The following is a 24,130-nucleotide window of genomic DNA, read 5'->3' on the forward strand; positions in this document are numbered from 1 at the left end:
GGTCAGGCTTTCTTTGTTGCTCTTGGCGGGCGTTTGCCTTTGCTTGCAGTGGTTCCGGCCGCTTTGCGCGTGCCGGTCTTGCGTTTTTTCTTCCAGGGCGCTGCGCCACCGGCCGGGCTGGCGGGGCCGCTGATGGTCAGGCGCAGGCCGACGCAACGGGTGACCTGCTTGCTCATCCAGGCCGCTTGCTTGGCAACGAACTCTTCAAGGCTCATTTCACCGCTTTGCACCATATCCAGCGCCTGCTCCCAGATGGCGGTGGTGCCGGGGTCGGCAATGGCTCGGGGCACGGCATCGATCAGGCTGAACGCTGCGGCGGTGGCAGACAGTGCCTTACCCTGTTTGATCAGATAACCCCGGTCGAGCAGCCCCTGAATGATGCCGGCGCGGGTGGCTTCGGTACCGATCCCGGTGGTGTCCTTGAGCTTCTGCTTGAGCAGCGGGTCTTCCACCAGCCTGGCGACATTCTTCATGGCCTTGATCAGGTCGCCTTCGGTGAAGGGCTTGGGCGGCTGGGTCCACAGGTCCTTGAGGATGACATCGCTCACCGGGCAGTCACAGCCCTGAAACAGCGCGGGCAGGTTTTGCGGGGCAGGGGCTTCGCGACCTTTGGCCGGAGCCAGTGCTTCGGGCATGGCGCGTTTCCAGCCCGGTTCGATGATCTGTTTGCCGACAGCCCGCAAGGCCTGCCCGGCGCAGTCGAAGTCGGCCTGGGTCCGGTCGTATTCGTGGTTGGGCAGGAACTGCGCCAGATAGCGCGCGCGGATCAGGGTGTAGACCGCTCGTGGCTTGCCTGTCAGGCGCTCGATGCCTCGGGCGGCAGCGGTGGGGATGATGCCGTGGTGGGCGCTGACCTTGGCGTCGTTCCAGGCCCGTGAGCGGCGTTGCGGGTCCAGATGCCTGAGCAGTTCGCTCAACGCCGGATCGGATTTACCCAGCGCGGCGATGATGCCCGACGCTTCGCCATGCTGGCTCATGGGCAGATAACCGCAATCGCTGCGCGGGTAGGTGATGACCTTGTGGGTTTCATACAGGGCCTGGGCGATATCCAGGGTTTCCTGAGCGCCAAGGCCGAGTTTTTTCGAGCAGATTTCCTGCAAGGTGCCCAGATCGAAAGGCAAGGGCGCAGCCTCGCGAATCCGTTCGGTGCGCAGTTTTACGACCCTGGCGCTGGCGGCATTGCGAATCGCCTCTGCGGCCTGTTGCGCCAGTGGCTGGTTCAGGCAGCGGTCCTGATCGTCACAGGCATCCGAAGGCGCTCGCCACTGGGCAATGAATGCCTGGCCGTCATGCAGCAGCCTGACATCGATGGCCCAGTAAGGCACGGGTACGAAGTCGGCGATGCTGCGGTCGCGATCCACCACCAGCCGCAGGGTTGGCGTTTGCACGCGACCCACCGGCAGCACGCCCTGATAACCGGACTGACGACCCAGCAGCGTGAACAGGCGGCTCATGTTCATGCCGATCAGCCAGTCGGCGCGGGAGCGGCCAAGTGCCGAATGATAAAGGCTGAAGGTATCGGCACCGGGCTTGAGGGACGCCAGCGCCTTGCGGATCGAAGCGTCATCCAGTGCCGACAGCCACAAGCGCTGGATCGGACCACGATAGCGGCAATGTTCTACCAGTTCGCGGGCAATCATCTCGCCTTCACGGTCAGCGTCGGTGGCGATGATCAGCTCTCGGGCTTCACCCAACAGGCGTTTTACGGCCTTGAACTGGCTGGCGGTGCGGGGTTTGACCAGCATCTTCCATTTTTCGGGAACTATCGGCAGGTCTTCCAGCACCCAGCGTTTATAACGGGCGTCGTAGGCATCCGGTGGCGCGGTTTCCAGCAGGTGACCGATGCACCAGGTCACGGTGGCGTTGGGGCCTGTCCAGCAACCGTCCCCACGTCGGGTCGCGCCGAGGACGGCGGCGATATCTTTGGCCTGTGAGGGTTTTTCGCAGAGAAACAGCCGCATAACCACCGCTTGCATTGACGGGTTTTGAATGCGGTAAGGATGAACACTGAAAGCGTTGTGAGCAAGGTTTATCTGTATGGATATACAGATAAACCTTGTAGGCTCTAGACGAAATGTATCTACGCATCGGTGATGCTGCGTTGAAAAACAGGTCGGTGCTATTCGTCCGCCCCGGAAGGGTCGTTAACGATAACCGAGGCGTAAGCGTTGATAATCGCTGCAACCAGGCCCGGGAATCGCGCATCAACTTCGGCAAAACGCGAGTGGTTTCTCATCTCCACCCCATGGCGCTCACTACGGATCAATCCTGCTTCACGTAACACTCTGAAATGGGTGGACAGAGATGATTTCGGGATGACCCGATCACCCAGTCTGGCTACAACCGAGCAGGCTTTGACACTACCCGAAGTCAGGATCCTGGCCAGAATCGCTGCCCGGTTCGGATCAGACAGCGCATGGAGGATGGCTTGGGGTTGAACGTCCTCAATCGCAGGATGAAATATGGGTCTCATGGTCGCTTCACTTCTTGCTTGACCTGTAATCCTATAGTTCCTAATATCGGAACTAAGGAACCAATTGCTCTCTGACTCAGGAAAAGCATCGGTTCCGGTCTCAGTCTCAATTAATTTAATGTCGAAATTTAGCATGAAAAGGTATGAATCATGAAGAAACTGGCAGGTAAAGTAGCCGTTGTGACGGGGGCCTCAAAGGGGATTGGTGCCGGTATAGCCAAGGCTTTAGCGCAGGACGGCGCAGCAGTAGTGGTCAATTACGCATCGAGTCGCGAAGGCGCAGATGCGGTTGTCGACGCCATCAAATCATCTGGCGGCCACGCTATCGCGTTGAAGGCTGATGTTTCCATAGCGGCAGAGGCTCAAGCATTGATCGAGGCCGCTATAACGAATTTCGGCCGGCTGGATATTCTGGTCAACAACTCGGGCGTCTTTGATGTTGCTCCGGTCGAACACGTAACCGAGGAGCAGTATCGTCGCCTCTTTGACATCAACGTGCTTGGGGTAGTACTTACCACTCAAGCTGCCATCAAGCATCTTGGGGAGGGTGCAAGCGTTATCAACATTTCGTCATCAATTACCAGCCTGCGTACGCCTGGTACCTCGATCTATACAGCGAGCAAGGCCGCTGTCAATGCAATATCTGGCGTGCTTGCCAAGGAGCTTGCGCCACGAAACGTGCGGGTTAACGTCGTCAGCCCAGGCTTCGTGGTGACCGAAGGTACTACAGCCGCTGGCATCGTTGGCTCTGAGATGGCTGCGGGCATCATATCTCAGACTCCACTCGGTCGTTCTGGTACACCAGAAGATATTGCTCGTGTTGTGGCATTTCTAGCGTCCGATGATGCGCGCTTTGTAACGGGCGAAGAAATTACGGCCAGTGGTGGCCTACGCTGAACGCCCGTAATACTGCATGAGTTTTCGTTTGAAGCCTGGTGTGGTATTTCACAGCGACCACAGAAGAATCAGCCATACCCTTCTTGTGAAATAACACGCCAAGACTTGCCCTGAGATGGCCTAAACCGCGATTTCCACCTGTTCGCCATTCAGCCGTACCTGCCAGACTTCAAGTTGTTGCTCCGGGTATTCCACGCACGTGCCGTTGTGCAGACGAAAGTGCTGCTTGTACAGCGGCGATGCGATGACCAGTTCCCCGCCAATCTGCCCTATGAGGCCGCGGCCGATGACGTTGGCACCGGATTTGGGGTCGCGATTCTCTATGGCGTAAAGCTTTTCGCCTTCGCTGGTTTCAGGCAGGTAGAACAGCGCGACCTGTGCGCCATCGAGCCAGGCGACTACGCCGGAGTTGGCCACCAGATCCCGGCGCGAGCACAGGGTCTGCCATTGAGTGTGCGTGGCGGATGTTTTTTCGGCATAGGCCACATTGGACTGGCTCATCAGACCACCTCCTTGAACGGGATAAGGGCGATTTCTTCAGGTTTTGCAGGGCGGCGTTGCTCACGTTCCTTGACGAAGTGGACATCCGGGTCGCTGCGCTTGTCGTTGACGAAGGTGCGGAAGCGCTTGAGCTTTTCCGGGTCCTTGAGGGCGTTGGCCCATTCGCATTCATAGCGGTCGACCACCAGTTGCATCTGCGCTTCCAGCTCTTCGGCCAGCCCCAGGCTGTCGTCGATGATCACGGCCTTGAGGTAATCCAGGCCGCCTTCCAGCGACTCGCGCCAGACCGAGGTGCGTTGCAGCTTGTCGGCGGTGCGGATGTAGAGCATCAGGAAGCGGTCGATGTAACGAATGAGGGTTTCGTCATCCAGATCGGTGGCGAACAGTTCTGCATGGCGCGGACGCATGCCGCCGTTGCCGCTGACATAGAGGTTCCAGCCGTTTTCGGTGGCGATGACCCCCACATCCTTGCTTTGTGCTTCCGCGCATTCACGGGTGCAGCCGGAAACGGCGAACTTGAGTTTGTGCGGCGAGCGCAGGCCCTTGTAGCGGTCTTCGATGCGCAAGGCCATGGCCACGCTGTCCTGCACGCCATAGCGGCACCAGGTACTGCCCACGCAGGATTTCACCGTCCGCGTCGACTTGCCGTAGGCATGGCCGGTCTCGAAGCCGGCTTCGATCAGCTCGCTCCAGATATCCGGCAATTCGTGCAACTGCGCGCCAAACAGGTCGATACGCTGGCCGCCGGTGATCTTGGTGTACAGGTCGTATTTCTTGGCCACGGCGCCGATGGCAATCAGGCCGTCCGGTGTTATCTCGCCACCGGGAATGCGTGGCACCACCGAGTAGGTGCCGTTTTTCTGCATGTTGGCCATGAAGGTGTCATTGGTGTCTTGCAGTGGCACCAGCGAAGGCTCGGTAATCTGCCGATTCCAGCAGGACGCGAGGATCGAGCCCACTGCCGGTTTGCAGATGTCGCAGCCATGGGCGCCCTTGCCGTGGCGGGTCAGCAGTTCCTCGAAGGTTTCGATGCCTTCGACGCGGACCATCGAATACAGCTCCTGACGGGTGTAGGCGAAGTGTTCGCACAGGCTCTTGTCGACGCTGACGCCACGGGCGATCAGCTCATGCTCGAACACCTGCTTGAGCAAGGCTGCGCAGCCACCACAACCGGTGCAGGCCTTGGTCTGAGTCTTGATGCCGGCCAGATCGGTACAGCCTGCATCGATGGCCGAGCAGATCGAGCCCTTGCTGACGTTATGGCAGGAACAGATGGTCGCCGTGGCGGGCAGGGCATCGGCCCCCAGGGTCGGCGCGCCTTCGCCACGGGGCAGGATCAGGCTGGACGGGTCGGCGGGCAGGGGAATGCCGTTCTGCGCGTATTGCAGCAGGGTGTCGTAATAACTGTTGTCGCCCACCAGCACCGCGCCCAGCACTTGCTTGCCATCGGCTGAAACCACCAGACGGCGATAGCTGGAAGTGGCTTCATCGATAAAGCGATAGCTGACCGCTCCCGCCAGTGCGCCATGGGCATCGCCAATCGAACCGACGTCCACGCCCAGCAGTTTGAGTTTGGTGGACATGTCGGCACCGAAGAAAGGATCGGCTTCCTTGTCGCAAAGCTGTGCTGCAACGCTACGGGCCATCTGATAGCCCGGTGCAACCAGACCGAAGACGCTGCCATTCCAGGCGGCGCACTCGCCAATTGCATAAATATCCGCATCGCTGGTGCGGCAGTGTTCATCGATGGCAATACCGCCACGAGGGCCGAGTTCCAGTTCACACTGGCGAGCCAGCGCATCCTGCGGGCGGATACCGGCAGAGAACACGATCAGATCGGTTTCCAGGAATTCGTCGTTGGCGAAGTTCATGCGATAGCGATACTGCTTGCCGTCGCTGATCGACTGCGTGGCGCGGGACAGATGCACGCCAACGCCCAGAGCCTCGATCCGGGCCTTGAGGGCCGCGCCGCCAAGATCGTCCAGTTGCACCGGCATCAGACGCGGGGCGAACTCCACCACATGGGCTTCAAGCCCCAGGGATTTCAGGGCGTTTGCCGCTTCCAGCCCCAACAGGCCGCCACCCACGACTACACCGCGACGCGCCTTGCTGGCGGCGTAACGAATGGTGTCCAGGTCTTCGAGGGTGCGGTAGACCAGACGTGAGTCGCCTTGCGCACCTTCGATTGGCGGCACGAACGGGAACGAGCCCGTGGCCATGATCAGCTTGTCATAAGTGAAGCAGCCTTCAGCGGTGATGATCTCGCGACGATCCCGGTCGATCTCCAGCACTGGAACACCCAGGTGCAGGGTCAGCCCGGCTTGCTGATAGAGGGCCGCATCGCTCATGGCCAGGGATTCGGCATCGCGGCCGGTGAAGTATTCGGAAAGATGCACGCGGTCGTAGGCACGCTGGCGTTCTTCGCCGAAGACATGAATGCGATAGCGATCAAGGGCGCCGCCTGCGATCAACTGCTCGACGCAATGATGACCGACCATGCCATTGCCGACGACGATAAGGGTCTGTACATCGCTGAAGGGTAAGACTGTGGTGTTCATAGCAAGTCCCGGCCGAGGCCAATCAGGTTTTTCAAAGCCAAAAAAAAGGCGCCCGGAACCTTTCGGTTCCAGGCGCCTTTGCCTGTTATTCATCAAGTGTTTTGGGTGTCATCGGGCGACGTTGCCGGATGCACCGCCCGACCACATTCATGGTGGGGTTATCGGAGACTATGCAGGGGGTGTGCCAGCTTGCCCGAAGGCCTGTTTTCAAGGGGTTATGACTGGATAGAGCTGCGCAGGCCCGCTTTGCATTGGTGCGTCATGGGGCGGCAATGCTGTAAATCTGTGCATGAATACCCGGTAGGAGCGAATTTATTCGCGAAGATTATTCCAGACATATAGAGATGAATTGGATGTACCGGCCTCTCGCGAATGAATTCGCTCCTACCCGGTTTTGTGTTGTATTACCCTGCGTTACCCCAGCCAGGTCAGTTGTAATGAACATCACCATCACTGAAGTCCAGCCTGCCGACATTCCCCGCGCCATCGACTTTGTCATGGCGGCCCGCGCCGAAATATTTCCCATGCTCGATGCCAGCGTCGTTCCGGCTGATCTGGCCGACTTTGAACAGGTTTATCTGGACGCGAAGGACGGCAAGTTCCTGATCGCCTGCTGCGAAGGCGAGATCATCGCGGCTATCGGTTATCTGCCCTACGATCATCGCTTTGCCCAACTGGACTACGCAGGCCGCAGAGCGGTGGAGATTGTGCGTCTGTTCGTCAGCCACGAATTCAGAGGTGCCGGGCTGGCAGGGCGGTTATACGAAGCGCTCAAGGTGCAGGCCGATGCCAGTGGCGTCGAAGTGTTGTATCTGCACACCCACCCGTTTCTGCCGGGGGCGATCCGCTTCTGGGAAAAGCAGGGTTTTGTGACGGTCGATATAGAGGACGATCCGGTCTGGCAGACAACGCATATGCATTGTCTGCGCTGACCGCTTTACTGGCTGGATGAGTTGTATTTAACTCGTCCATATTTCAATGGAATTGGCCAGATGCTTGATCTCAATGATGTCGCGCTCTTCGTTCAGGTCGTGCGTTACGGCAGCTTTGCCGAGGCCGCGAGGCGCATGGGGATTCCGTCCAATACGGTGAGCCGTCGCGTCCAGCAGCTTGAGGCGCAATTGGGTTCCAGGCTGTTGCAGCGCTCGACGCGCAAGCTCACCCTGACCGATGCCGGGAAGACCTTTCACGAACGCTGTGCCGGTGCTGTGGATGATCTGGCCGATGCCGGTCAGGCATTGATGATGGGCAGTCAGGAATCCAGCGGGCTTATGCGTGTGGCAGTGCCTGCCGACTTCTTCGATGTCTTTCAGATGGAATGGGTCGCCGAATTCATGGCGTTGTACCCCAAGATGCGGCTCGAATTCGTACTCAGTGATGACAAGGCTGACCTGATTGCCGATCAGATCGATGTTGCGTTTCGGGGTGGGCCGCTCAACGATCTGGGTTATGTCAGTCGGCAGATTCTAGGTACCAGCAGCAGTGGACTCGTGGCCAGCCCTGCTTATATCGCCGAGCATGGGCAACCCGAAACCTTGCAGGATGTGGCTGGGTTTGACTGCGTAGGCTTTTCCCATCCCAGCGGTTTTGCCACATGGCGCCTCGACGGGCCTGACGGTGTTGAAGAAGAGGTTCAGGTGACCTGCCGGTTCATCGGCAATACTGCGCAATCACTGCGCAAGGCCTCAATGGCCGGGCTTGGCATAACCTTGCTTCCCGCCACGCTGACCCACGCGGATCTGCAGGCCGGCCGGCTGGTATTGGTACTCCCGCAATACCGGCGCGCGGGGCTCAGCCTGAATGCACTTTACCCGAGCCGCAAACATCTTCCTGCTGCGGTGTCTGCGTTCATGGATCTGGTCAAGGATAAGGTATGTCAGACTTTCTGCTGTCAGGCCGGGTGAGGTTCTGTTCTTTGACAAAGTCCACAAATGCCCTGAGCGGGGAAGGCAGGTAGCGGCGACCGGGATAGTAGAGATAAGGCCCGGAAAACGTCTGTTGGCTGAGCTGGAGGAGTTGGCTTGAACACTGTACGAGCTTTCTACGAAAAGCAGGCGAGTGGGGGCAGCCACAGAACCCCACTCGCCGAGCTGCCTGGCTTTACCAGAGCGCAATCTCATAGGTGATGTAAATCCGGTTGCTGTCACGCCCCCGTGCGTAATCCGAGCGGTAGACATAGTTGCGCAGCTTCATGCCCAGCCCTTTGAAGGTCCCGCCTTGCAGCACATAGGCCAGTTCGGCATCGCGCTCCCACTCGTGCAGCCTTGCCGAGCCGGACTTGCCATTGTCGCCACTCAGATATTTGGTCGTAAACGACAGGCCCGGTATGCCAACCCGTGAAAAGTCATAGCCATAACCGAGCATCCAGGTCTTTTCATCTTCTTCGATGAATTTGCCGATCCCGACATTGGTGAATGAGTACACGGTTGCGCCGCTTATATAAGGCAGGCCCGCATCCCCGCTCAGTGTCTGGTAACCGCCGCTGAAGCTGTGCCCGGCCAGAGCGTAGGTCAGTTGCCCGCTGAGCATGTCGTTATCGATCTTGCCATCTCGCGCCGCGCCGGCATCCACGCTATGGAAATAGCGCAGATCGCTGGTCAGCACGCCTTTGCCAATGGGCAGGTCGTGCTGGATCGAGGCGAAGTTCTGGCGGTAGAAATCCTCAAGCTCGCCATGGAAATAGCTGAGGCGAATGTTCTTGCCGAGCTTGTAGTCACCGCCGATATAAGAGAAGTCCGAGCCTTTGCCGGTAAAGCCGTCGGGAATGATCGAGCGGCTGTCCGAAGAGTCGCGCAACTTGAATTGATCCAGATGGCCGCCGGTGAGGGTCAGGTTGTCGATGTCGTTGCTGGTGAACTGGGTGCCCTGATAAGTCTGTGGCAGCAGGCGAGCGTCGTTGTAAATCAGCACCGGGTTTTTGGGCAGCAACGAGCCGTATTTGACGGTGGTCTTGGCCAGACGCATTTTTGCGGCTGCGCCCAGGCTGGCAAACTCATCCGCCGCACGTCCGTCGCCATGCACCGGCAGCAATCCGGTGCCGCTACGGCCCTTGCCCGAGTCGAGCTTTACGCCCATCAGCCCGAGTGCATCGAGGCCAAAACCCAGAGTCCCCTGAGTAAAGCCGGACTGATAGTCGAGCAGGAAGCCTTGTGCCCACTCGGTACGCTCGCTTTTGGCTGTACTCGCCGCACGGGCGCTCAGGCCGTTCTCGTCCCGGAAGTTTTCATTGAAGTAGACGTTGCGCAGTTGCAGCTTCAGCTTGCTGTCTTCAATGAAACCCGCAGCGCCGACACTGGCGCAGGGCAGGGCTCCCAACACGGAAAAAATGGCTCCACGCTTGAAAAACATACTCATGCTCAATACTCGTTGTTGTTATTGGAGGTGCAGTGATCCGCAGGTCCTTTTCAGGACCCGTGAGTAGTCGTGTTACGGGGTGGGTGAGGTCAGACGAACAGCGTCAGGGCTCCGGTCAGCAGAGCCAGGGCCGTGACCACAAGGGAGGTCAGCACCGCCCATTTCAAGGTGGCTTTCTGGAACTCACCGATGTCGCGGTCGATCATGCCGACCAGCAAGAGGGTCGAGGCCACCAGCGGGCTCATCAGATGTACCGGCTGGCCCAGAATCGAAGCCCTGGCAATTTCCAGCGGGCTGATGCCATAGGCGGCTGCGGCATTGGCAAGGATCGGTACCACGCCGAAGTAATAAGCGTCGTTGGACAGCACAAAGGTCAGCGGCATGCTGGTCAGGGCGACGACCAGCGGGAACAGATGCCCCCATTGCGGTGGAATCCAGTCCACCAGGGTCTGCGCCAGGGCGTCGACCATCTTGGTGCCGGAGAAGATCCCGGCGAAAACCCCGGCGGCGAAGACCAGCAGCACCACGGTCATGGCATTGCCGGAGTGGGCCAGGATGCGTTCTTTCTGAATATCCAGTTGCGGATAGTTGATCATCAGCGCGACGACGAAACCGATCAGGAACAGCACGGCCGAGTGCATCAGGCCCGTTACCAGCGCAATCATCACGGCAATGACCAGCGCCAGATTGACGTAGGCCAGTTTGGGGCGTTTGTGCGGCGTATTGCCCAGTATTTCGTCGATGTAGCAATCACCGCCGCCGCTCTGCAACTGCACGTTGCCTATGCGTTTGCGCTCGGCGCGGCCCAGCAGAAAGGCCGTGAACACCACCCAGGCAGCACCGCCGATCATGGTGGGCAGCAACGGAATGAAATACTCGCCGGCATCCAGGCCCAGCGCGGCAATGGCTCGGGTTGCAGGGCCGCCCCATGGCGTCATGCCGCTCATGATGCTCAGGGAAAGCATCGATATGATGCCGAGGATCATCGGGTTCATGCCAATGCGCTTGTACAGCGGCAGCATGGCTGCGCAGGTAATCATGTAAGTGGTCGTGCCATCACCGTCGAGGGCGACAGTCAGTGACAAGAGCGCGGTGCCCACCGCGATCTTCATCGGGTCGCCATTGACCCGCTTGAGGATCTTGCGAATCAGCGGGTCGAACAGGCCCGAATCGATCATCAGGCCAAAGAACAGGATAGCGAACAACAGGAGGGCCGCGGAGGGTGCGACCATTTTCAGGCCGTCGAGCATCATTTTGCCGGTGGTGCCGCCAAAGCCGCCAATGATTGCGAAAACGATGGGTACCAGAGTCAGCGCGACAATCGGAGACAAGCGTTTGGACATGATCAGGTAGGTGAACACCACGACCATGGCCAGGCCAAGAAAGGCAAGCATATGGATATTCTCTTGTTGTTATTCATGGGCAAGCGAATGCCGCCGGGCCTGCAGGGCATCGCGTGAACGATGCCTTGCCTGCTCGAATGGATATCGATTGATTTGTGTATGTGTGTGTCAGGTGCGCTCGGCAGCCTGCGCAGTGCTGTCCCATTGCGGGGTGTCAGGCGTGGCGGCGATGGCTTTCCCGTCGAGGCGTTGCATGAGTGCCTGGCGGTCACATGCGTTTTCCGACAGGGAGATCACCACCGTCGCGACGGCGTTACTGGCCAGACTGGTCAGCGCCCGGGCTTCGGACATGAAGCGGTCGATACCGATCAGCAATGCCAGGCCTGCCAGCGGAATATCGTGGATGACGGTAAGGGTCGATGCCAGGGCGACAAAGCCGCTGCCGGTCACACCCGCCGCGCCCTTGGATGACAGCAGCATGATTGCCAGCATGGTCAGGGTCTGCGTCATGCTCAGTTCTATATTGCACGCCTGGGCAATGAAAATGGCGGCCAGGGAAAGATAGATCGCTGTGCCGTCCAGGTTGAAGGAGTAACCCGTTGGCAGTACCAGGCCGACGACGCCTTTCTTGCAGCCCAGGGCTTGAAGTTTCTCCAGCATGCGCGGCATGACAGGCTCGGTTGAGGATGTGCCAAGCACCACCAGAAACTCTTCGCGAAAGTAACGCAGCAGTTTCCAGAGGCTGAAGCCGTGAGCGCGGCAGATTCCGCCCAGTACTACAAACACGAAGAAGCCGCAGGCGATGTACAAAGTCATGATGAGCTTGGCCAGCGAGCCCAGAGACGTAATGCCGTACTGGCCCACGGTAAATGCCAGGGCACCAAAGGCACCGATCGGAGCGAAGCGCATCAGGTACGAGAAGATCTTGAAGACCATGTGCGATGCCGATTCCAGCACATTGAGCACCGGCTTGCCACGCTCGCCCAGCGACGACAGGGCGAACCCGGACAACACGGCGATAAACAGCACCGGCAATACTTCACCCTTGTTGAACGCGCCGATGAAGGTGTCCGGGATGATGTGCATGAAAAAGTCCACGACACCCAGTTTCGCGGCGGAGTCGGTGTACTGGCTCAGTCCGGCAGTGCTGAGTTTTGCCGGGTCAATGTTCATGCCGACGCCTGGCTTGATCACATAGACCGCGATCAGGCCGATGAGCAGGCTGACCACCGTCAGGGCGAGGAACAGCAGCATGGTCTTGCTCATCAGGCGCCCGAGAGAGCGCTTGTCGCTCATGCCGGCAATGCCGGTGACGATGGTGCAGAACACCACCGGCGCGATCATCATTTTGATCAGCTTGATGAACGCATCGCCCAGAGGTTTCAGGGCGATGGCTTGTTGAGCCCAGAAGTGACCGACCAGAACCCCGAGGATCACGGCGCAGATAATCTGAAAGTAGAGCGATTTAGCGATTTTCATGTTGCATCACCCATTATTGGAGTTGTTCTGATGCGGTACTCGATGTCAGGCAGAGCACGATGCAGCTGTAAAACGTCAGCCCGCCAGCAGTTGCGCGGCCGGGGCATAGACCTCGCCGGAGAACAGGCGACGTGCCGTGCGAACCACCGAAGCGCGGATGGTTTGCCCGTTTTCTCCGACATAGGCCAGTGCGACCTGGATCGAACCGCTTGGGTGCTCGATTCGTACTTCTTGCAGGCGCGTGGCCCCGGTATTACCCAGCAAGCGGGCAACAACGGTGTCTTCGCTGACGCAGGCGGTGGCCAGGCCGATAGAGCCGGTAATCGCCAGGGCCTTATGACAGTTATGCGGCATGAAGTAGCGAACCTTGAGGGTGCCACCGGCGTCGGGCAGCGAAACCAGTACGGGTTTGGGAATCACTTTGTCGCTCACATCTCCCAGCCCCATGGCCATTCCCGCGCGCAAGCGTAAAGCTTCGAGCCTGCGCAGGAAATCCTTGTCGGCATCCAGTTCGGCGGGCGTTTCATCGCCACGCTTGCCCAGCAGGGACGCTTCGATGATGACCATGGGCATGGCCATGTCGATACAGGTCACCGGCACGCCGTCGAAGATGTCAGTCTGTTGGCCGGTGGGGAACAGCTTGCCGGTCTTGCTGCCGGCCGCGTCCAGAAAAGTCAGTTGCACAGGCGCTGCCGTACCGGGTACACCGTCGATGCGGGTCTGGCCTTCGTAGCTGACCTGACCGCCGGGTGTGTAAACATCGGCGCAGACGAAGGTGCCGGTGTTGAGGTTGCGAATCCGCACCTGAGTGACGTCGCCGCTCGCCTCGACCAGACCCTGCTCCACCGCAAACGGCCCTACAGCGCAGAGCATGTTGCCGCAATTGGGCGCAGTATCGACGCGGCGCTGGGAAACCATGACCTGCACGAACAGGTAATCCACGTCGGCATCTTCATGAGTCGACGGGCTGACGATTGCCACTTTGCTGGTCTGCGGGCTGCCGCCACCGATGCCGTCGATTTCCAGCTCATGGCCAGAGCCCATGAGAGCCAGCAGCAGTTCGTCGCGCTCGGCGGTCGAAGAGGGTAAATCACTGGCGAGAAAGACCGGCCCTTTGGAAGTGCCGCCGCGCATCAGGACGCAGGGAATCGGTTGCATGATTTCGGACTCTTGTTGATCAATTGGGGTAATTGATGTGTTGAAAGCAAGAGTCCCATGGATTTTTAAGCGTATCCAATGCAAAGATCGTAGCTATTATTCCACTTTGGTAAATAATAACTCGCTGGTCTTGAAGGCCCATCGCAATCCACCAAAAGGAAAATAATGTGGAATATGAGCTGCAAGATATTCGATCGTTCGTGAAAATCGCTGAACTTGGCAGCTTCCATGAAGCCGCTGAAGTGCTGCATATTTCCCAGCCAGCGCTCACCCGGCGAATCAAGAAGCTGGAGCAGGGTCTGGGCACCTCATTGCTGGATCGCACCACTCGCCGGGTCAGCCTGACCAGTGTCGGCCGCGATTTTTTCCCCAAGGCGCGACGGCTTCTGGATGATTTCGAGGACTCGATTCTCAATATCAGGGAGCTGGCAGAGCGCCAGATTGGCCAGGTGACTCTTGCCTGTATTCCCACGGCCGCTTTCTACTTTCTGCCTTCCGTGATCCGCCTGTACAACGAGCGTTACCCCAAGATCCGCATCCGCCTGCTGGACCTCAGTGCCAACGAAGGGCTGGAAGCCGTGTTGCGAGGGGAGGCGGATTTCGGCATCAACATGATGAGCGGGCAACACCCGGATATCGAGTTCGTGCCGCTGGTCAAAGAGCCTTTCGTGCTCGCCTGTCGGCGCGATCATGAACTGGCAAAGCGGGAGTCGGTTTCCTGGATCGAACTCAGTGAATATCGCCTGATCGGTGTTGGCCGCCTGAGCGGTAACCGGATGATTCTCGACCATGCGCTGGCCGGGTTGAGCTGGCGGCCAAAGTGGTTCTATGAAGTGCAGCACCTGTCGACATCGCTGGGCATGGTCGAAGCGGGGCTGGGCATATCCGCCATGCCCAGCCTGGCGATGCCGGCTGAAGGGCATCCGACCCTGGTCAGCGTTCCGCTGGTAGATCCGGTGGTTGACCGGACCCTGGGCCTGGTTTCACGGCGTGGCGCATCACTGTCGCCTGCTGCCGAAAAATTCGTGGCAATGCTGCTGGAGCAATGGCCTCAGTAAGGATTCAGCCAAGGCGCGGTTTACCCGCGTAGGAGCGAATTCATTCGCGAAGCGGTGTTCGTGGTCAGCAAGGCCGCAGACGCAGTATTCGTGCACCATCGAACGGATCGGTCAGCCAGTGGGCCCTGACGCCGAAAGTGCTATGCAAACGCTCGGGTGTCAGCACATCCACAGGCTTGCCCAGCGCAACCATCTGGCCGTTTTCCATCACTGCCACACGGTCACAATCCAGCGCCTGATTGAGGTCGTGCAGGGCAATGATGGTGGTGACAGGCAAAGACCTGATCAGCCCCAGAATCGACAGTTGATGCTGGATATCCAGATGGTTGGTCGGCTCGTCCAGTAACAGGATCTGCGGCCGTTGCGCCAGTGCCCGGGCGATATGGGTGCGCTGGCGTTCGCCGCCGGACAGGGTATGCCAGGCGCGCTTGATCAGATGCAGCATCCCGACATCCTGCAAGGCCTGGCGAACGATGGCGTCGTCGCTGTCGCTCCAGGGTTCCAGGGCCGACAGCCAAGGCGTGCGGCCCAATTCGACGGCGTCCAGTACGGTGATTGCGTCGCTGGTTTCAGCCTGTTGTTCTACTACCGCCAACAGTTGGGCGATATCGCGGCGCTTCATGCTGGCCAGTGCCTGCCCATTGAGCTGAACCTGACCGCTGGACGGCGACTGAAGGCCCGACAGCAGCTTGAGCAGTGTCGACTTCCCCGAACCGTTGGGGCCGACAATGCCAAGGGTTTCACCCGGCGCAATGCTCAGATTCACGTCCTTGAGCAAGGCCTTGTCCTTGAGCGAATAGCCAAGCCCTGAGCAATGCAGTACCGGCGTGCCGAGGATGGGCGAAAAGGCATTCATCGTGTGGTTTTCCCCCGGATAAGAATCATCGCGAAAACGGGTGCGCCGATCAGTGCGGTGATGACGCCAATCGGCAAGACCTGGCCCTTGATCAGGGTGCGGGACAGGATGTCGGCGGCAATCAGAAACAGTGCGCCGCACAAGGCGCTGAGCGGCACCAGCCGGGCATGGCGGACTCCGGCGACCATGCGCACGGCATGGGGAATCACCAGCCCGACAAAACCGATGGAGCCGACAATGGATACCATCACTGCCGTGACCAGCGCTGCCGAAGCGATCAGCACGATTTGCACGCGCCGTACCGGGATGCCGAGGGACGCTGCCGAATCGCTGCCGAAGGTGAATGCATCCAGTGCGCGCCGATGCCAAAGGCAGACCAGCAAGCCGATCAGCACCACCGGCACCGCCAGCCATACCGAATGCCAGCGCACGCCACTGAGGTTACCCAACAGCCAGAACATGATGCCTCGTGCCTGCTCGGCGCTGGCGGATTTGGTGATGAGAAACGAGGTCAGGGCATTGAAAAGCTGCGACCCGGCGATCCCGGCCAGAATGATATGCCCGGCTGCGGTCGGGCCATGGGAAGAACGGGCGAGCAGGGCGACCAGCGAGAAGGCCGCCACCGCTCCGGCGAAGGCTCCCGCCGACATGGAAATGGCTCCGGCGCCCAGGCCCAGAATCGCCACCAGCACAGCGCCCGTCGAGGCGCCGGCGGAGATGCCCAGCAGATAGGGATCGGCCAGCGGATTACGCAGCAACGATTGCAGCACCACACCGGAAATCGCCAGCCCCGCGCCACAGGCCGCCGCCACGATGGAGCGGGTCAGCCGGTAGTTCCAGACAATCCCTTCATCGATGGGGTCGAGCACATAGCCGGCAGCCCACAGTTTGTTCGCCAGCACCTGGAAGACCACAGGCAGGCTGATGCTGGTTTCACCGATGGCAGCGCCCGCAACAATGGCCAGCAGTAGAACCGCTGTAACCCAGAGCGTGTGGCCGAGCGCGGTGACCAGTTTCATTGGCCGGCGTTGTAGCGATTGGCGGCTTCGGCCAGTTCTTCTATGCCAGTGAACAGCCGGATGCTGGCCTGCATGGCATCGGCATCGATGATCACGATACGGCCATGCTTGACCGCCTCCATGTTGCGGGTCACCGGGTCGGATTTAAGGAATTCGAGTTTCTTGCGGTAATCGTCGGCCGGAAAGCGACGGCGATCCATGCGCGCGATCACCAGAATGTCCGGATTGGCCTTGGCGATGGTTTCCCAGCCCACGGTCGGCCACTCTTCATCGGACTCGACGATATTGCGCATGCCCAGGTTATTGAGCATGAAGTCCGGAATGCCTTTGCGGCCTGCCACATAAGGGTCGATGTTGATATCTGCGCTGGAGAACCAGAACACTGCGGACACATCCCGCTCCTTGTTCTGTTTGACGTTGGCGACCGCATGGGCCAGACGACTGCGCAGTTCTGCAACCAGTTGCTGACCGCGATCCTGTACGTCGAATATCCGGGCCAGTTGTTCGATGCTCTTGTAGATGGTGTCGATGCGGAAGGGCTCCAGGCGCGTGCCGTCGGCACCTACCAGATTGTCCTTGCCTTCGCAGTCGGACGGCATGATGTAGGTCGGGATCTTCAAGTCATGAAACTGCTGGCGGGTACCCACCACGCCCTGAGCGCCCACCATCCATTCAAGCTGGACGGCCACCAGCTCCGGGCGCTTGCCGATGACGGCCTCGAAACTCGGGTCGTTGTCCGCCAGGCGCTCGACCTTGTCGTTCTGCGCCTTGAAGCGCGGCAGCACATCGTTGAACCACAGCGAAGTACCCACCAGCTTGTCGCCCAGCCCCAGTTCGTAGAGCATTTCGGTCCCGGACTGGCCGATGGTCACTGCCTTGCGCGGCGCATGCTCGAACGTCAGCTTCATGCCACAGTTTTCGACAGTGAGCGGGTATTGAGTGGGAGCGGCAAGGCTCAGGGTGGACAGGCTCAGACCGGCGATGAGTGTGGCAAGGCGAGGCAGTGACATGTAATGCGATCTCCGTTTCGTACGTGCAGGGCGCAATGTACAGACAGGAAACACATCCCCGGCACTGCACGGAAGGCAGGGCAAGGCAGCCATGAACCGGCGCGCGGATGTCCTTCCCGGACACCCCGCCGGTCAGTAAAGTTGCAGGTCGGTAGGTCTCCTGACTGGCACGTCATTGCTTTGCTCCAGCCTTCCCGGAAATCACCAGTGGCCATTATGGAGTTGGCTCGATGCCTACAGTTGCGGGGGCAGTTTCGTTTGAGCCGCGCAGGTGCGAGGCTCTCGAATTCCCTGTTAGTTCCTCTCGGAAACCGACGGGGCGCGATGGTAAACGATAAGCCTTTTAGTGGCTAATCCTTTGCGCGAAAGCGCTGGAGGCAGTTGATCAGGTGCAGGCGCATCGCCGCCCTGGCCGCATCGCGATCCTGATGGGCGATGGCCGAGTAGATCTGCTCCTGTTCGCGCTGCTGGATATCCGGGTCATCCATGAGTTGAAATGACGGCACATTGCCGAAACCGACCCGTGCGCGAGGCAGGATGCTGTTGCCCAGTTGAGTCATGACATCGGTAAAGAAGCTGTTGGCAGTACATTGCACGATACTGCGATGAAACTCGAAATCGGCCTGGGTCGTATCGGTTTCGTTCTGGTCGCAGCGATGCAGCTCGTCCAGCGCCTTGCGTATGGCTTCAAGCTGCTCCGGTGTACGCCGTTGGGCGGCGAGGGCGGCAGACTCGGGCTCAAGGCTCAGGCGCAGCTCTATGATGGCTGCTGCATCGGGAGGGCTGCCGGAGATGGTTTCCGGAATCTGGAAGTCCCGGGGGCGCGAAGCATCGACCACGAAGGTTCCGATGCCATGGCGGGTTTCCACCAGCCCTTCGGCCTGCAAGCGCGACATCGCCTCGCGAACCACTGTGCGGCTGACACCGGTTTCCCGGATGATGACCTGCTCGGTGGGCAGCTTTTCACCGCTCTTGATCTCGCCTTCGCGGATCTTGCGCGAGAACTCGGCGACCAGTTGCTGGGTCAGGCTGGAGCGGCGGCCTGTAGGAGGGGAAGGGTGTTCCATGGGCGGGCTGATCGGGTCCGGGTCGGGGGGCTGAGTATAACCGGAGTAATGGCGTGTTTTGTGTCGTGATCGCAGCCTATACTGCGCCATTCGATCAAATTGAGGCTGCAATGTCGGACAACGTCGTTTCCTCGCAGAAAAACCATCGCCGTCTGGCTGAAACACTGGTCGACCGCTTTGCCCAGCGCATGCGCGATGGCGTGCTGCAGCGTGGCGAGAAGCTGCCTTCCGAGATCAATATCATGGAGGCCGAAGGGGTCAGCCGCACGGTGGTGCGCGATGCGTTGTCGCGGATGCAGGCGGCAGGGCTTGTCGAGACGCGCCACGGGGTCGGCACCTTTGTGCTGGACATGCCGCCACCTGAAGGTTTTTCGGTTGGGCCGGCGACCATTGCGACCTTGTCCGATGTGCTCAATCTGCTGGAGTTTCGCATCAGCCTTGAAGTCGAAGCGGCCGGGCTGGCTGCGCAGCGCCGTAGTCCTGAAGCCCTGCTGGAACTCAAGCGGGCCTTCGATGCGCTGCTCGAAGGGCCGGAAAAGTCCGGGACCACGATCAATGCGGACTTCCAGTTTCACCTCAAGATCGCCAAGGCTTCGGGCAATGCCTACCTGATCGACATCATGAAACACCTGGGCACCAAGCTGATTCCGCGTACCCGCATGAATTCTGCCTACACCGGGCAAAGTGACCGCAGCGCTTACCTGGCCGGGATCAACGCCGAGCATCGACAGATCTACAACGCGATTGCCGAAGGCAATGTGGATGCGGCCCGTTCGGCCATGTACCTGCACCTCAACGGCAGCCGCATCCGATTGCGGCGTACTCATAGCGAGTAGGGTTTGTTCGCGAATGAATTCGCTCCTACACCGCGGTAGGAGCGAATTTATTCGCGAAAGGATCACATAAAGTTGTACTGAATCCCCACTCGCAACCTCAGCTGGCGTTTGTCATCCTCGGAATCGACCTTGATATCGCCGATCTCGAAGAACGGCACCCATTGTTTGCTCCAGCGATACTTGAACGCCGCATTCTGTTCGTAATCGCTGGTGCCGTTGTCGTAACGGATATAGTCGGCATCGAAATAGGTGAGCTGGTACTCGTAAGTCCATGGTCCCTTGGTCGAGTAGTTGATCCAGATGTCATAGCGGTTGATCGACTGGTTGTCCATCGAGTTGTCGGGCATGGATTCGTTGATCCTGTCCCGGTCCAGCTTGATCGAGTCATAGCGGTAACGGCCTGAAATGCTCAGCGCATCGTTCACCTTGTAACCGACCTTGATGCCCGTCTTGTAAGACGTGGACTTCTCGATGCTTTCCAGTGCCAGGGAAGGCGTCACGGTCCATCTGTCGTTGAGTTTGTGCTGATAGCTGATCGTCAGTTCATGGCCGTTGCCGACGGTATTGTCGAAGGCCACATCCTGACGGTCACCCGCGGTCTTGTACTTCAGCTCACCTTCAAACCCCCAGCCACTGTCCAGGCGTGTGCCGAACTTGACCCGGTCGGAGTGCATGCGGGTGCTTTCCGCGTATTGATGTCGATAGTTGATATAGCCGCTGTCGGCATAGCTCCAGGCAGATGGCAACAGGGCGGACAGGGAGAGCAGAGCGATTGATTTTTTCATTTTTTTATTCTTGTTTGATTGAAGTTCTGGGTGTGTTGGAGCAAATCGCAGGCAGCCGAATCCCGTAGCCGTCATGGCCTGGGGTCACGCTGTCAGCGGGGTTCGGTTTTTCAGGTCGTCAGGCGACAACCGCTCAGCCGGTGAGGCGCACGTCCATGTCACGGCTGGCCTGGATCAATAATCGGGAGTACTCGTGCTGCGCCTGATTGTTGACCAACTGGCTGCTGTCGAGGGTTTCCAGCACCTGGCCTTGCTGCATCACGGCAACCCGGTCGCAGAGGTGCGCCACGACGCCCAGGTCGTGCGTCACCATCAGGTAGGTGAGGCCTTGTTGCTGTCGCAGGTCGGCCAGCAGATTGAGGATTTCGGCCTGCACGGAAACGTCCAGCGCCGAGGTGGGTTCATCCAGCAGCAGGACGCGGGGTTCCAGAATCAATGCCCGGGCGATGGCGACACGCTGGCGCTGACCACCGGACAGTTGATGCGGATAGCGAAAGCGGAAGCTTTCATTGAGACCAACCCGTGACAGCACTTCGCAGACTCTTCGGTCGCGCTCGCCGATGCGATGGATGCTCAGGGGCTCCTTGAGCGCTGCATCGATGGTGTGGCGCGGGTGCAGCGAAGCATAGGGGTCCTGAAAGACCATCTGCACGGTCCGGTAATGACTGGCGTCCAGATGACGGCTTACCGCCCGGCCGGCCACGCTCAGGCTGCCGGTCCAGTGCTGGTATTGCCCGGCCAGGCAGCGCAGGACCGTAGTCTTGCCCGAACCCGACTCGCCAACCAGCCCGAACGACTGGCCCTCTGCGACTTGCAGGTTAACGTCACGCAGCACCTGATTCAGTCCTGGACCAGTACCAAAACTCAGGTTCAGTGAATCGACTCTGATCATTGCCATGGGATCATTCTCAGTGGGTGAGCCAAAGGGGATCGCGTTGCAGGACCGGCAGGCTGGCGCGCGGACGATCCAGGCTGGGCAGGGCGGCGAGCAGGCCCTGTGTGTACGGGTGGCGGGCGTGGTCCAGTTCGCTGGCCGCCAGGGATTCAACGACTCGCCCGGCGTACATCACCAGCACCCGGTCGCAGAAGTGCCGCACCAGATTCAGGTCATGGCTGATGAAGATCAGCCCCAGATCACGTTCGCTGACCAGTTCTTCCAGCACATTGAGCACCTGACGCCGTACCGAGACATCCAGTGCCGAGGTGGGTTCGTCGGCGATGATCACTTGCGGATCGGTGATCACCATCATGGCAATCATGATTCGCTGTCCCATGCCGCCGGAAACCTCGTGGGGGTAGAGATCGTAAACCCGTGCCGGGTCGCGGATATGCACCTTGGCCAGCATGTCCAGGGTGCGTTCGCGGGCTTCCCGTGCCGAAACCTTGTGATGAGCCAGATAGGCCTCGGCAATCTGTTCGCCGACCTTGATCACCGGGTTCAGCGAGTATTTAGGGTCTTGCATGATCATCGACATGCGCCGACCGCGAATGCCCTGGATCTGTTTCTCGCTGCAACTGAGCAGGTCGATATCGCCGAAGCGCAGGGTCTTGGCGGTGATGCGGGCGCTCGACGGGTGCAGACGCAACAGGCTGCGCCCCACCGTGGATTTTCCGGAGCCGGACTCGCCGACGATGGCCAGTTTTTCCCGACCCAGATTGAACGAAACATCGCGTACCGCCGCCGTTGTCTTGCCAGCATTGGTGAATTCGACGCGCAAGTCTTCTACCGCAAGCTTTATCTGTGACATGGCTTTTACCTTGTTTTTGTTATTCGCTGCGTGGGTCCAGAACATCGCGCAGGCCATCACCCAGCAGGTTGAACGCCAGGCTGACCAGCATGATCGTTGCGCCGGGTGCTGCCACCAGCCACCAGCTTTCCAGCATGTAGCGTCGGCCGCTGGAGATCATCGCGCCCCATTCCGGCAGTGGCGCCTGTGCGCCCAGACCGAGGAAGCCCAGTGCCGCGGCGGTGAGGATGATGCTGGCCATGTTCATGGTCAGGCGGATGATCACCGAGGACAGGCACATTGGGATGATGTGGCGACCAATGATGCGCAGTGCCGATGCGCCCTGCAGCTTGACCGCCACCACGAAGTCGGCGTTGCGCAGCGACAGGGTTTCAGCCCGCGCCAGGCGTGCAATGGGTGGCCATGCGGTCAGCGCAATGGCAATCACCGCATGTTCCAGGCCCGGGCCGAGAGCGGCGATGAACGCCAGTGCCAGAACCAGGCTGGGAAACGAGATGAAGATATCGGTGATACGCATGAACAGGCTGTCGACCCAGCCGCCAAAGTAGCCGGATACGGTGCCGATCAGCAGCCCGATCGGGCCGACGATCACGGTCACCAGCATCACGATGTACAGGGTGATGCGTGAGCCATACACCAGACGGCTGAACACGTCCCGGCCATATTCATCGGTACCGAACCAGTTCTGTGCGCCTGGCGTGCGCAGGGCGGCTGACAGGTCCTGGGCGAGTGGGTCGTGAGTGGCAATCCATGGCGCGAAGAGGGCGACCACCATCAACGTGCTGATCACGATCAGGCCCGCCAGCGTCATCGGGTTGCGCAGCAGAAAGCGCAACAGGCGTGAGCAACTGCCGGTGAAGGCCGCGAAGCTTGAGGCGGGTGCCTGGATCATGGGTTTGGCGCTGCTTGCAATGGACGTATTCATCAGCGGGTTCTCGGATCGAAGACTTTATAGAGGGCGTCGCTGATCTGGTTCAGGATCACGAAGATCAGACCGATCAGCAGCACGCAGGCCATCACCGCATTCATGTCGCCCAGCAACAGGCTGCTGGTCAGGTACTGGCCGAAGCCCGGCCAGGCAAAGACCGTTTCAATCAGCACCGCACCTTCAAGCAGGCCGCCGTAGGCCAGGGCGACGATGGTCAGCAACTGCACGCGAATGTTGCGGAAGGCATGGCCCCAGACGATTCGCCGCTGCGACAGACCCTTGACCCGCGCCGTGATGATGTACTCCTGCGACAGTTGTTCGAGCATGAAGCTGCGGGTCATGCGACTGATGTAAGCCACCGAGTTGAAACTCAGGATCACCGCTGGCAGCAGGATGTGGCGCAGCGCGCTGCGAAAGGCCTCCCAGTCGCCGGACAGGGCAGTGTCGATCAGCAGCAGCCCGGAGCGGGTTTCGATCAGGCCGTCATAGGCCAGGCCGATACGTCCGACACCGCCGGCCCAGCCCAGCCAGGCGTAGAACACCAGGAAAGCCATCATGCCCAGCCAGAAGATCGGCGTGGAGTAACCGAACAGCGTGATGACGCGGGCAATATGGTCGCCGGTGCGACCCTGGTGGGTCGCGGCATACACGCCCAGCGGCAGGCCGATCAGCACGCCGAACAGGATCGCCAGGGTCGCCAGTTCCAGGGTGGCCGGGAATACCCGGGCGATGTCTTCGATGACCGGATGGCCAGTGAGCAACGCCTTGCCCAGATCCCCATGCAGCAGGTCCTTGAGGTACAGGCCGAACTGGGTCCAGAGCGGCTTGTCCAGGCCCAGTTCCTGATAGGCCTGAGCGTAGGCGGCTGCATCGGCGTCAGGTCCGACGATGGCCAGCACCGGGTCCAGCGGCATGACCCGACCGATGAAGAAAGTGAGCAAAAGCAGTCCGAACAGGGTCGCCGCCACTGATCCGCCGCGCCGGGTGCCGTTGGCGACCCGACTGCTCAAAAGTGAAAATGATGCACTCGACATAATGATTCCTGCCTTCGTTGAACCCA

At 59.6% G+C, this 24,130-nt stretch carries 22 protein-coding genes and 1 riboswitch; of the genes, 5 read left to right on the top strand and 17 right to left on the bottom strand.

The features are described 5' to 3' along the window. Window positions 1–2: 2 nt before the first annotated feature. Together ACODS3_RS04240 and ACODS3_RS04245 are read right to left on the bottom strand one after the other, a co-directional pair. Entirely contained in the window at window positions 3–1,961 is a 1,959-nt protein-coding gene (locus ACODS3_RS04240) for a DNA topoisomerase III (protein ID WP_201002961.1), read from the bottom strand. A gap of 158 nt (window positions 1,962–2,119) precedes the next feature. Next, entirely contained in the window at window positions 2,120–2,473 is a 354-nt protein-coding gene (locus tag ACODS3_RS04245; protein ID WP_304573927.1) for an ArsR/SmtB family transcription factor, read from the bottom strand. 150 nt (window positions 2,474–2,623) lie between these two features. Between ACODS3_RS04245 and ACODS3_RS04250 the strand changes: the two genes are divergently transcribed. Continuing rightward, window positions 2,624–3,370, top strand: coding sequence for a glucose 1-dehydrogenase (locus ACODS3_RS04250; protein ID WP_304573928.1), 747 nt, complete (start codon window positions 2,624–2,626; stop codon window positions 3,368–3,370). A gap of 120 nt (window positions 3,371–3,490) precedes the next feature. Here ACODS3_RS04250 and nirD read toward each other — a convergent pair whose 3' ends face one another. Together nirD and nirB are read right to left on the bottom strand one after the other, a co-directional pair. Beyond that, complete coding sequence (gene nirD, locus ACODS3_RS04255; RefSeq protein WP_201017655.1) at window positions 3,491–3,871, bottom strand: nitrite reductase small subunit NirD; 381 nt, start codon at window positions 3,869–3,871, stop codon at window positions 3,491–3,493. Next, window positions 3,871–6,429, bottom strand: a complete 2,559-nt coding sequence (gene nirB, locus ACODS3_RS04260; protein ID WP_304573929.1) for a nitrite reductase large subunit NirB — start codon at window positions 6,427–6,429, stop codon at window positions 3,871–3,873. The genes nirD and nirB overlap by 1 nt, the downstream gene beginning before the upstream one ends. Before the next feature lie 437 nt (window positions 6,430–6,866). Here nirB and ACODS3_RS04265 point away from each other — a divergent pair, with 437 nt between their 5' ends. Then, on the top strand, window positions 6,867–7,361 hold the full coding sequence (locus ACODS3_RS04265) for a GNAT family N-acetyltransferase (RefSeq protein WP_489033394.1): 495 nt from the start codon (window positions 6,867–6,869) through the stop codon (window positions 7,359–7,361). Between the two features lie 60 nt (window positions 7,362–7,421). Then, window positions 7,422–8,333, top strand: coding sequence for a LysR family transcriptional regulator (locus tag ACODS3_RS04270; RefSeq protein WP_489033396.1), 912 nt, complete (start codon window positions 7,422–7,424; stop codon window positions 8,331–8,333). 196 nt (window positions 8,334–8,529) lie between these two features. Here ACODS3_RS04270 and ACODS3_RS04275 read toward each other — a convergent pair whose 3' ends face one another. From ACODS3_RS04275 to ACODS3_RS04290, 4 genes are all read right to left on the bottom strand, one after another. After that, entirely contained in the window at window positions 8,530–9,783 is a 1,254-nt protein-coding gene (locus tag ACODS3_RS04275) for an OprD family porin (protein WP_489033398.1), read from the bottom strand. Window positions 9,784–9,872: 89 nt separating this feature from the next. Further along, a complete protein-coding gene (locus ACODS3_RS04280; protein WP_201017648.1) occupies window positions 9,873–11,177 on the bottom strand; it encodes a CitMHS family transporter in 1,305 nt (434 codons plus the stop codon). A gap of 117 nt (window positions 11,178–11,294) precedes the next feature. After that, on the bottom strand, window positions 11,295–12,605 hold the full coding sequence (locus ACODS3_RS04285; RefSeq protein ID WP_201017647.1) for a dicarboxylate/amino acid:cation symporter: 1,311 nt from the start codon (window positions 12,603–12,605) through the stop codon (window positions 11,295–11,297). 75 nt (window positions 12,606–12,680) lie between these two features. Then, a complete protein-coding gene (locus ACODS3_RS04290) occupies window positions 12,681–13,763 on the bottom strand; it encodes a 4-oxalomesaconate tautomerase (RefSeq protein ID WP_201017646.1) in 1,083 nt (360 codons plus the stop codon). Window positions 13,764–13,930: 167 nt separating this feature from the next. Between ACODS3_RS04290 and ACODS3_RS04295 the strand changes: the two genes are divergently transcribed. Continuing rightward, the gene (locus tag ACODS3_RS04295; protein ID WP_027901660.1) at window positions 13,931–14,821 is read left to right on the top strand and encodes a LysR family transcriptional regulator; all 891 of its coding nucleotides are present in this window, start codon (window positions 13,931–13,933) and stop codon (window positions 14,819–14,821) included. Window positions 14,822–14,885: 64 nt separating this feature from the next. Here the strand turns inward: ACODS3_RS04295 and ACODS3_RS04300 are convergent, their stop codons facing one another. From ACODS3_RS04300 to ACODS3_RS04315, 4 genes are all read right to left on the bottom strand, one after another. Next, window positions 14,886–15,677 (bottom strand): ABC transporter ATP-binding protein, encoded by a 792-nt coding sequence (locus ACODS3_RS04300; RefSeq protein ID WP_489033402.1) that lies wholly within the window; start codon window positions 15,675–15,677, stop codon window positions 14,886–14,888. Beyond that, window positions 15,674–16,696: a FecCD family ABC transporter permease gene (locus ACODS3_RS04305; protein WP_201017644.1), complete on the bottom strand. Its 1,023-nt coding sequence runs from the start codon at window positions 16,694–16,696 to the stop codon at window positions 15,674–15,676. Before ACODS3_RS04305 ends, ACODS3_RS04300 begins: the two co-directional genes overlap by 4 nt. Continuing rightward, window positions 16,693–17,706 (bottom strand): ABC transporter substrate-binding protein, encoded by a 1,014-nt coding sequence (locus ACODS3_RS04310; RefSeq protein WP_489033404.1) that lies wholly within the window; start codon window positions 17,704–17,706, stop codon window positions 16,693–16,695. Before ACODS3_RS04310 ends, ACODS3_RS04305 begins: the two co-directional genes overlap by 4 nt. 133 nt (window positions 17,707–17,839) lie before the next feature. Then, a riboswitch (cobalamin riboswitch) is annotated at window positions 17,840–18,037 on the bottom strand. 19 nt (window positions 18,038–18,056) lie between these two features. Beyond that, window positions 18,057–18,773, bottom strand: a complete 717-nt coding sequence (locus ACODS3_RS04315; protein ID WP_489033406.1) for a FadR/GntR family transcriptional regulator — start codon at window positions 18,771–18,773, stop codon at window positions 18,057–18,059. A 110-nt stretch (window positions 18,774–18,883) separates the two neighbouring features. Between ACODS3_RS04315 and ACODS3_RS04320 the strand changes: the two genes are divergently transcribed. Beyond that, window positions 18,884–19,609 carry a FadR/GntR family transcriptional regulator gene (locus tag ACODS3_RS04320; RefSeq protein WP_489033408.1) on the top strand — a complete coding sequence of 242 codons (726 nt, stop codon included), beginning with the start codon at window positions 18,884–18,886 and terminating at the stop codon, window positions 19,607–19,609. A 62-nt stretch (window positions 19,610–19,671) separates the two neighbouring features. On the opposite strand, the gene ACODS3_RS04325 is transcribed toward ACODS3_RS04320, so the two are convergent. The 5 genes from ACODS3_RS04325 to ACODS3_RS04345 form a co-directional block, all read right to left on the bottom strand. Next, on the bottom strand, window positions 19,672–20,394 hold the full coding sequence (locus ACODS3_RS04325) for an oligogalacturonate-specific porin KdgM family protein (protein WP_122321208.1): 723 nt from the start codon (window positions 20,392–20,394) through the stop codon (window positions 19,672–19,674). A 133-nt stretch (window positions 20,395–20,527) separates the two neighbouring features. After that, window positions 20,528–21,292: an ABC transporter ATP-binding protein gene (locus tag ACODS3_RS04330; protein ID WP_201017639.1), complete on the bottom strand. Its 765-nt coding sequence runs from the start codon at window positions 21,290–21,292 to the stop codon at window positions 20,528–20,530. Between the two features lie 10 nt (window positions 21,293–21,302). Then, window positions 21,303–22,142, bottom strand: coding sequence for an ABC transporter ATP-binding protein (locus ACODS3_RS04335; RefSeq protein WP_201017638.1), 840 nt, complete (start codon window positions 22,140–22,142; stop codon window positions 21,303–21,305). A gap of 19 nt (window positions 22,143–22,161) precedes the next feature. Next, entirely contained in the window at window positions 22,162–23,067 is a 906-nt protein-coding gene (locus ACODS3_RS04340; protein WP_200985972.1) for an ABC transporter permease, read from the bottom strand. Beyond that, the gene (locus tag ACODS3_RS04345; protein WP_025259706.1) at window positions 23,067–24,104 is read right to left on the bottom strand and encodes an ABC transporter permease; all 1,038 of its coding nucleotides are present in this window, start codon (window positions 24,102–24,104) and stop codon (window positions 23,067–23,069) included. Before ACODS3_RS04345 ends, ACODS3_RS04340 begins: the two co-directional genes overlap by 1 nt. Between the last annotated feature and the right edge of the window lie 26 nt (window positions 24,105–24,130).

This window comes from Pseudomonas sp. FG43, from assembly GCF_057809175.1.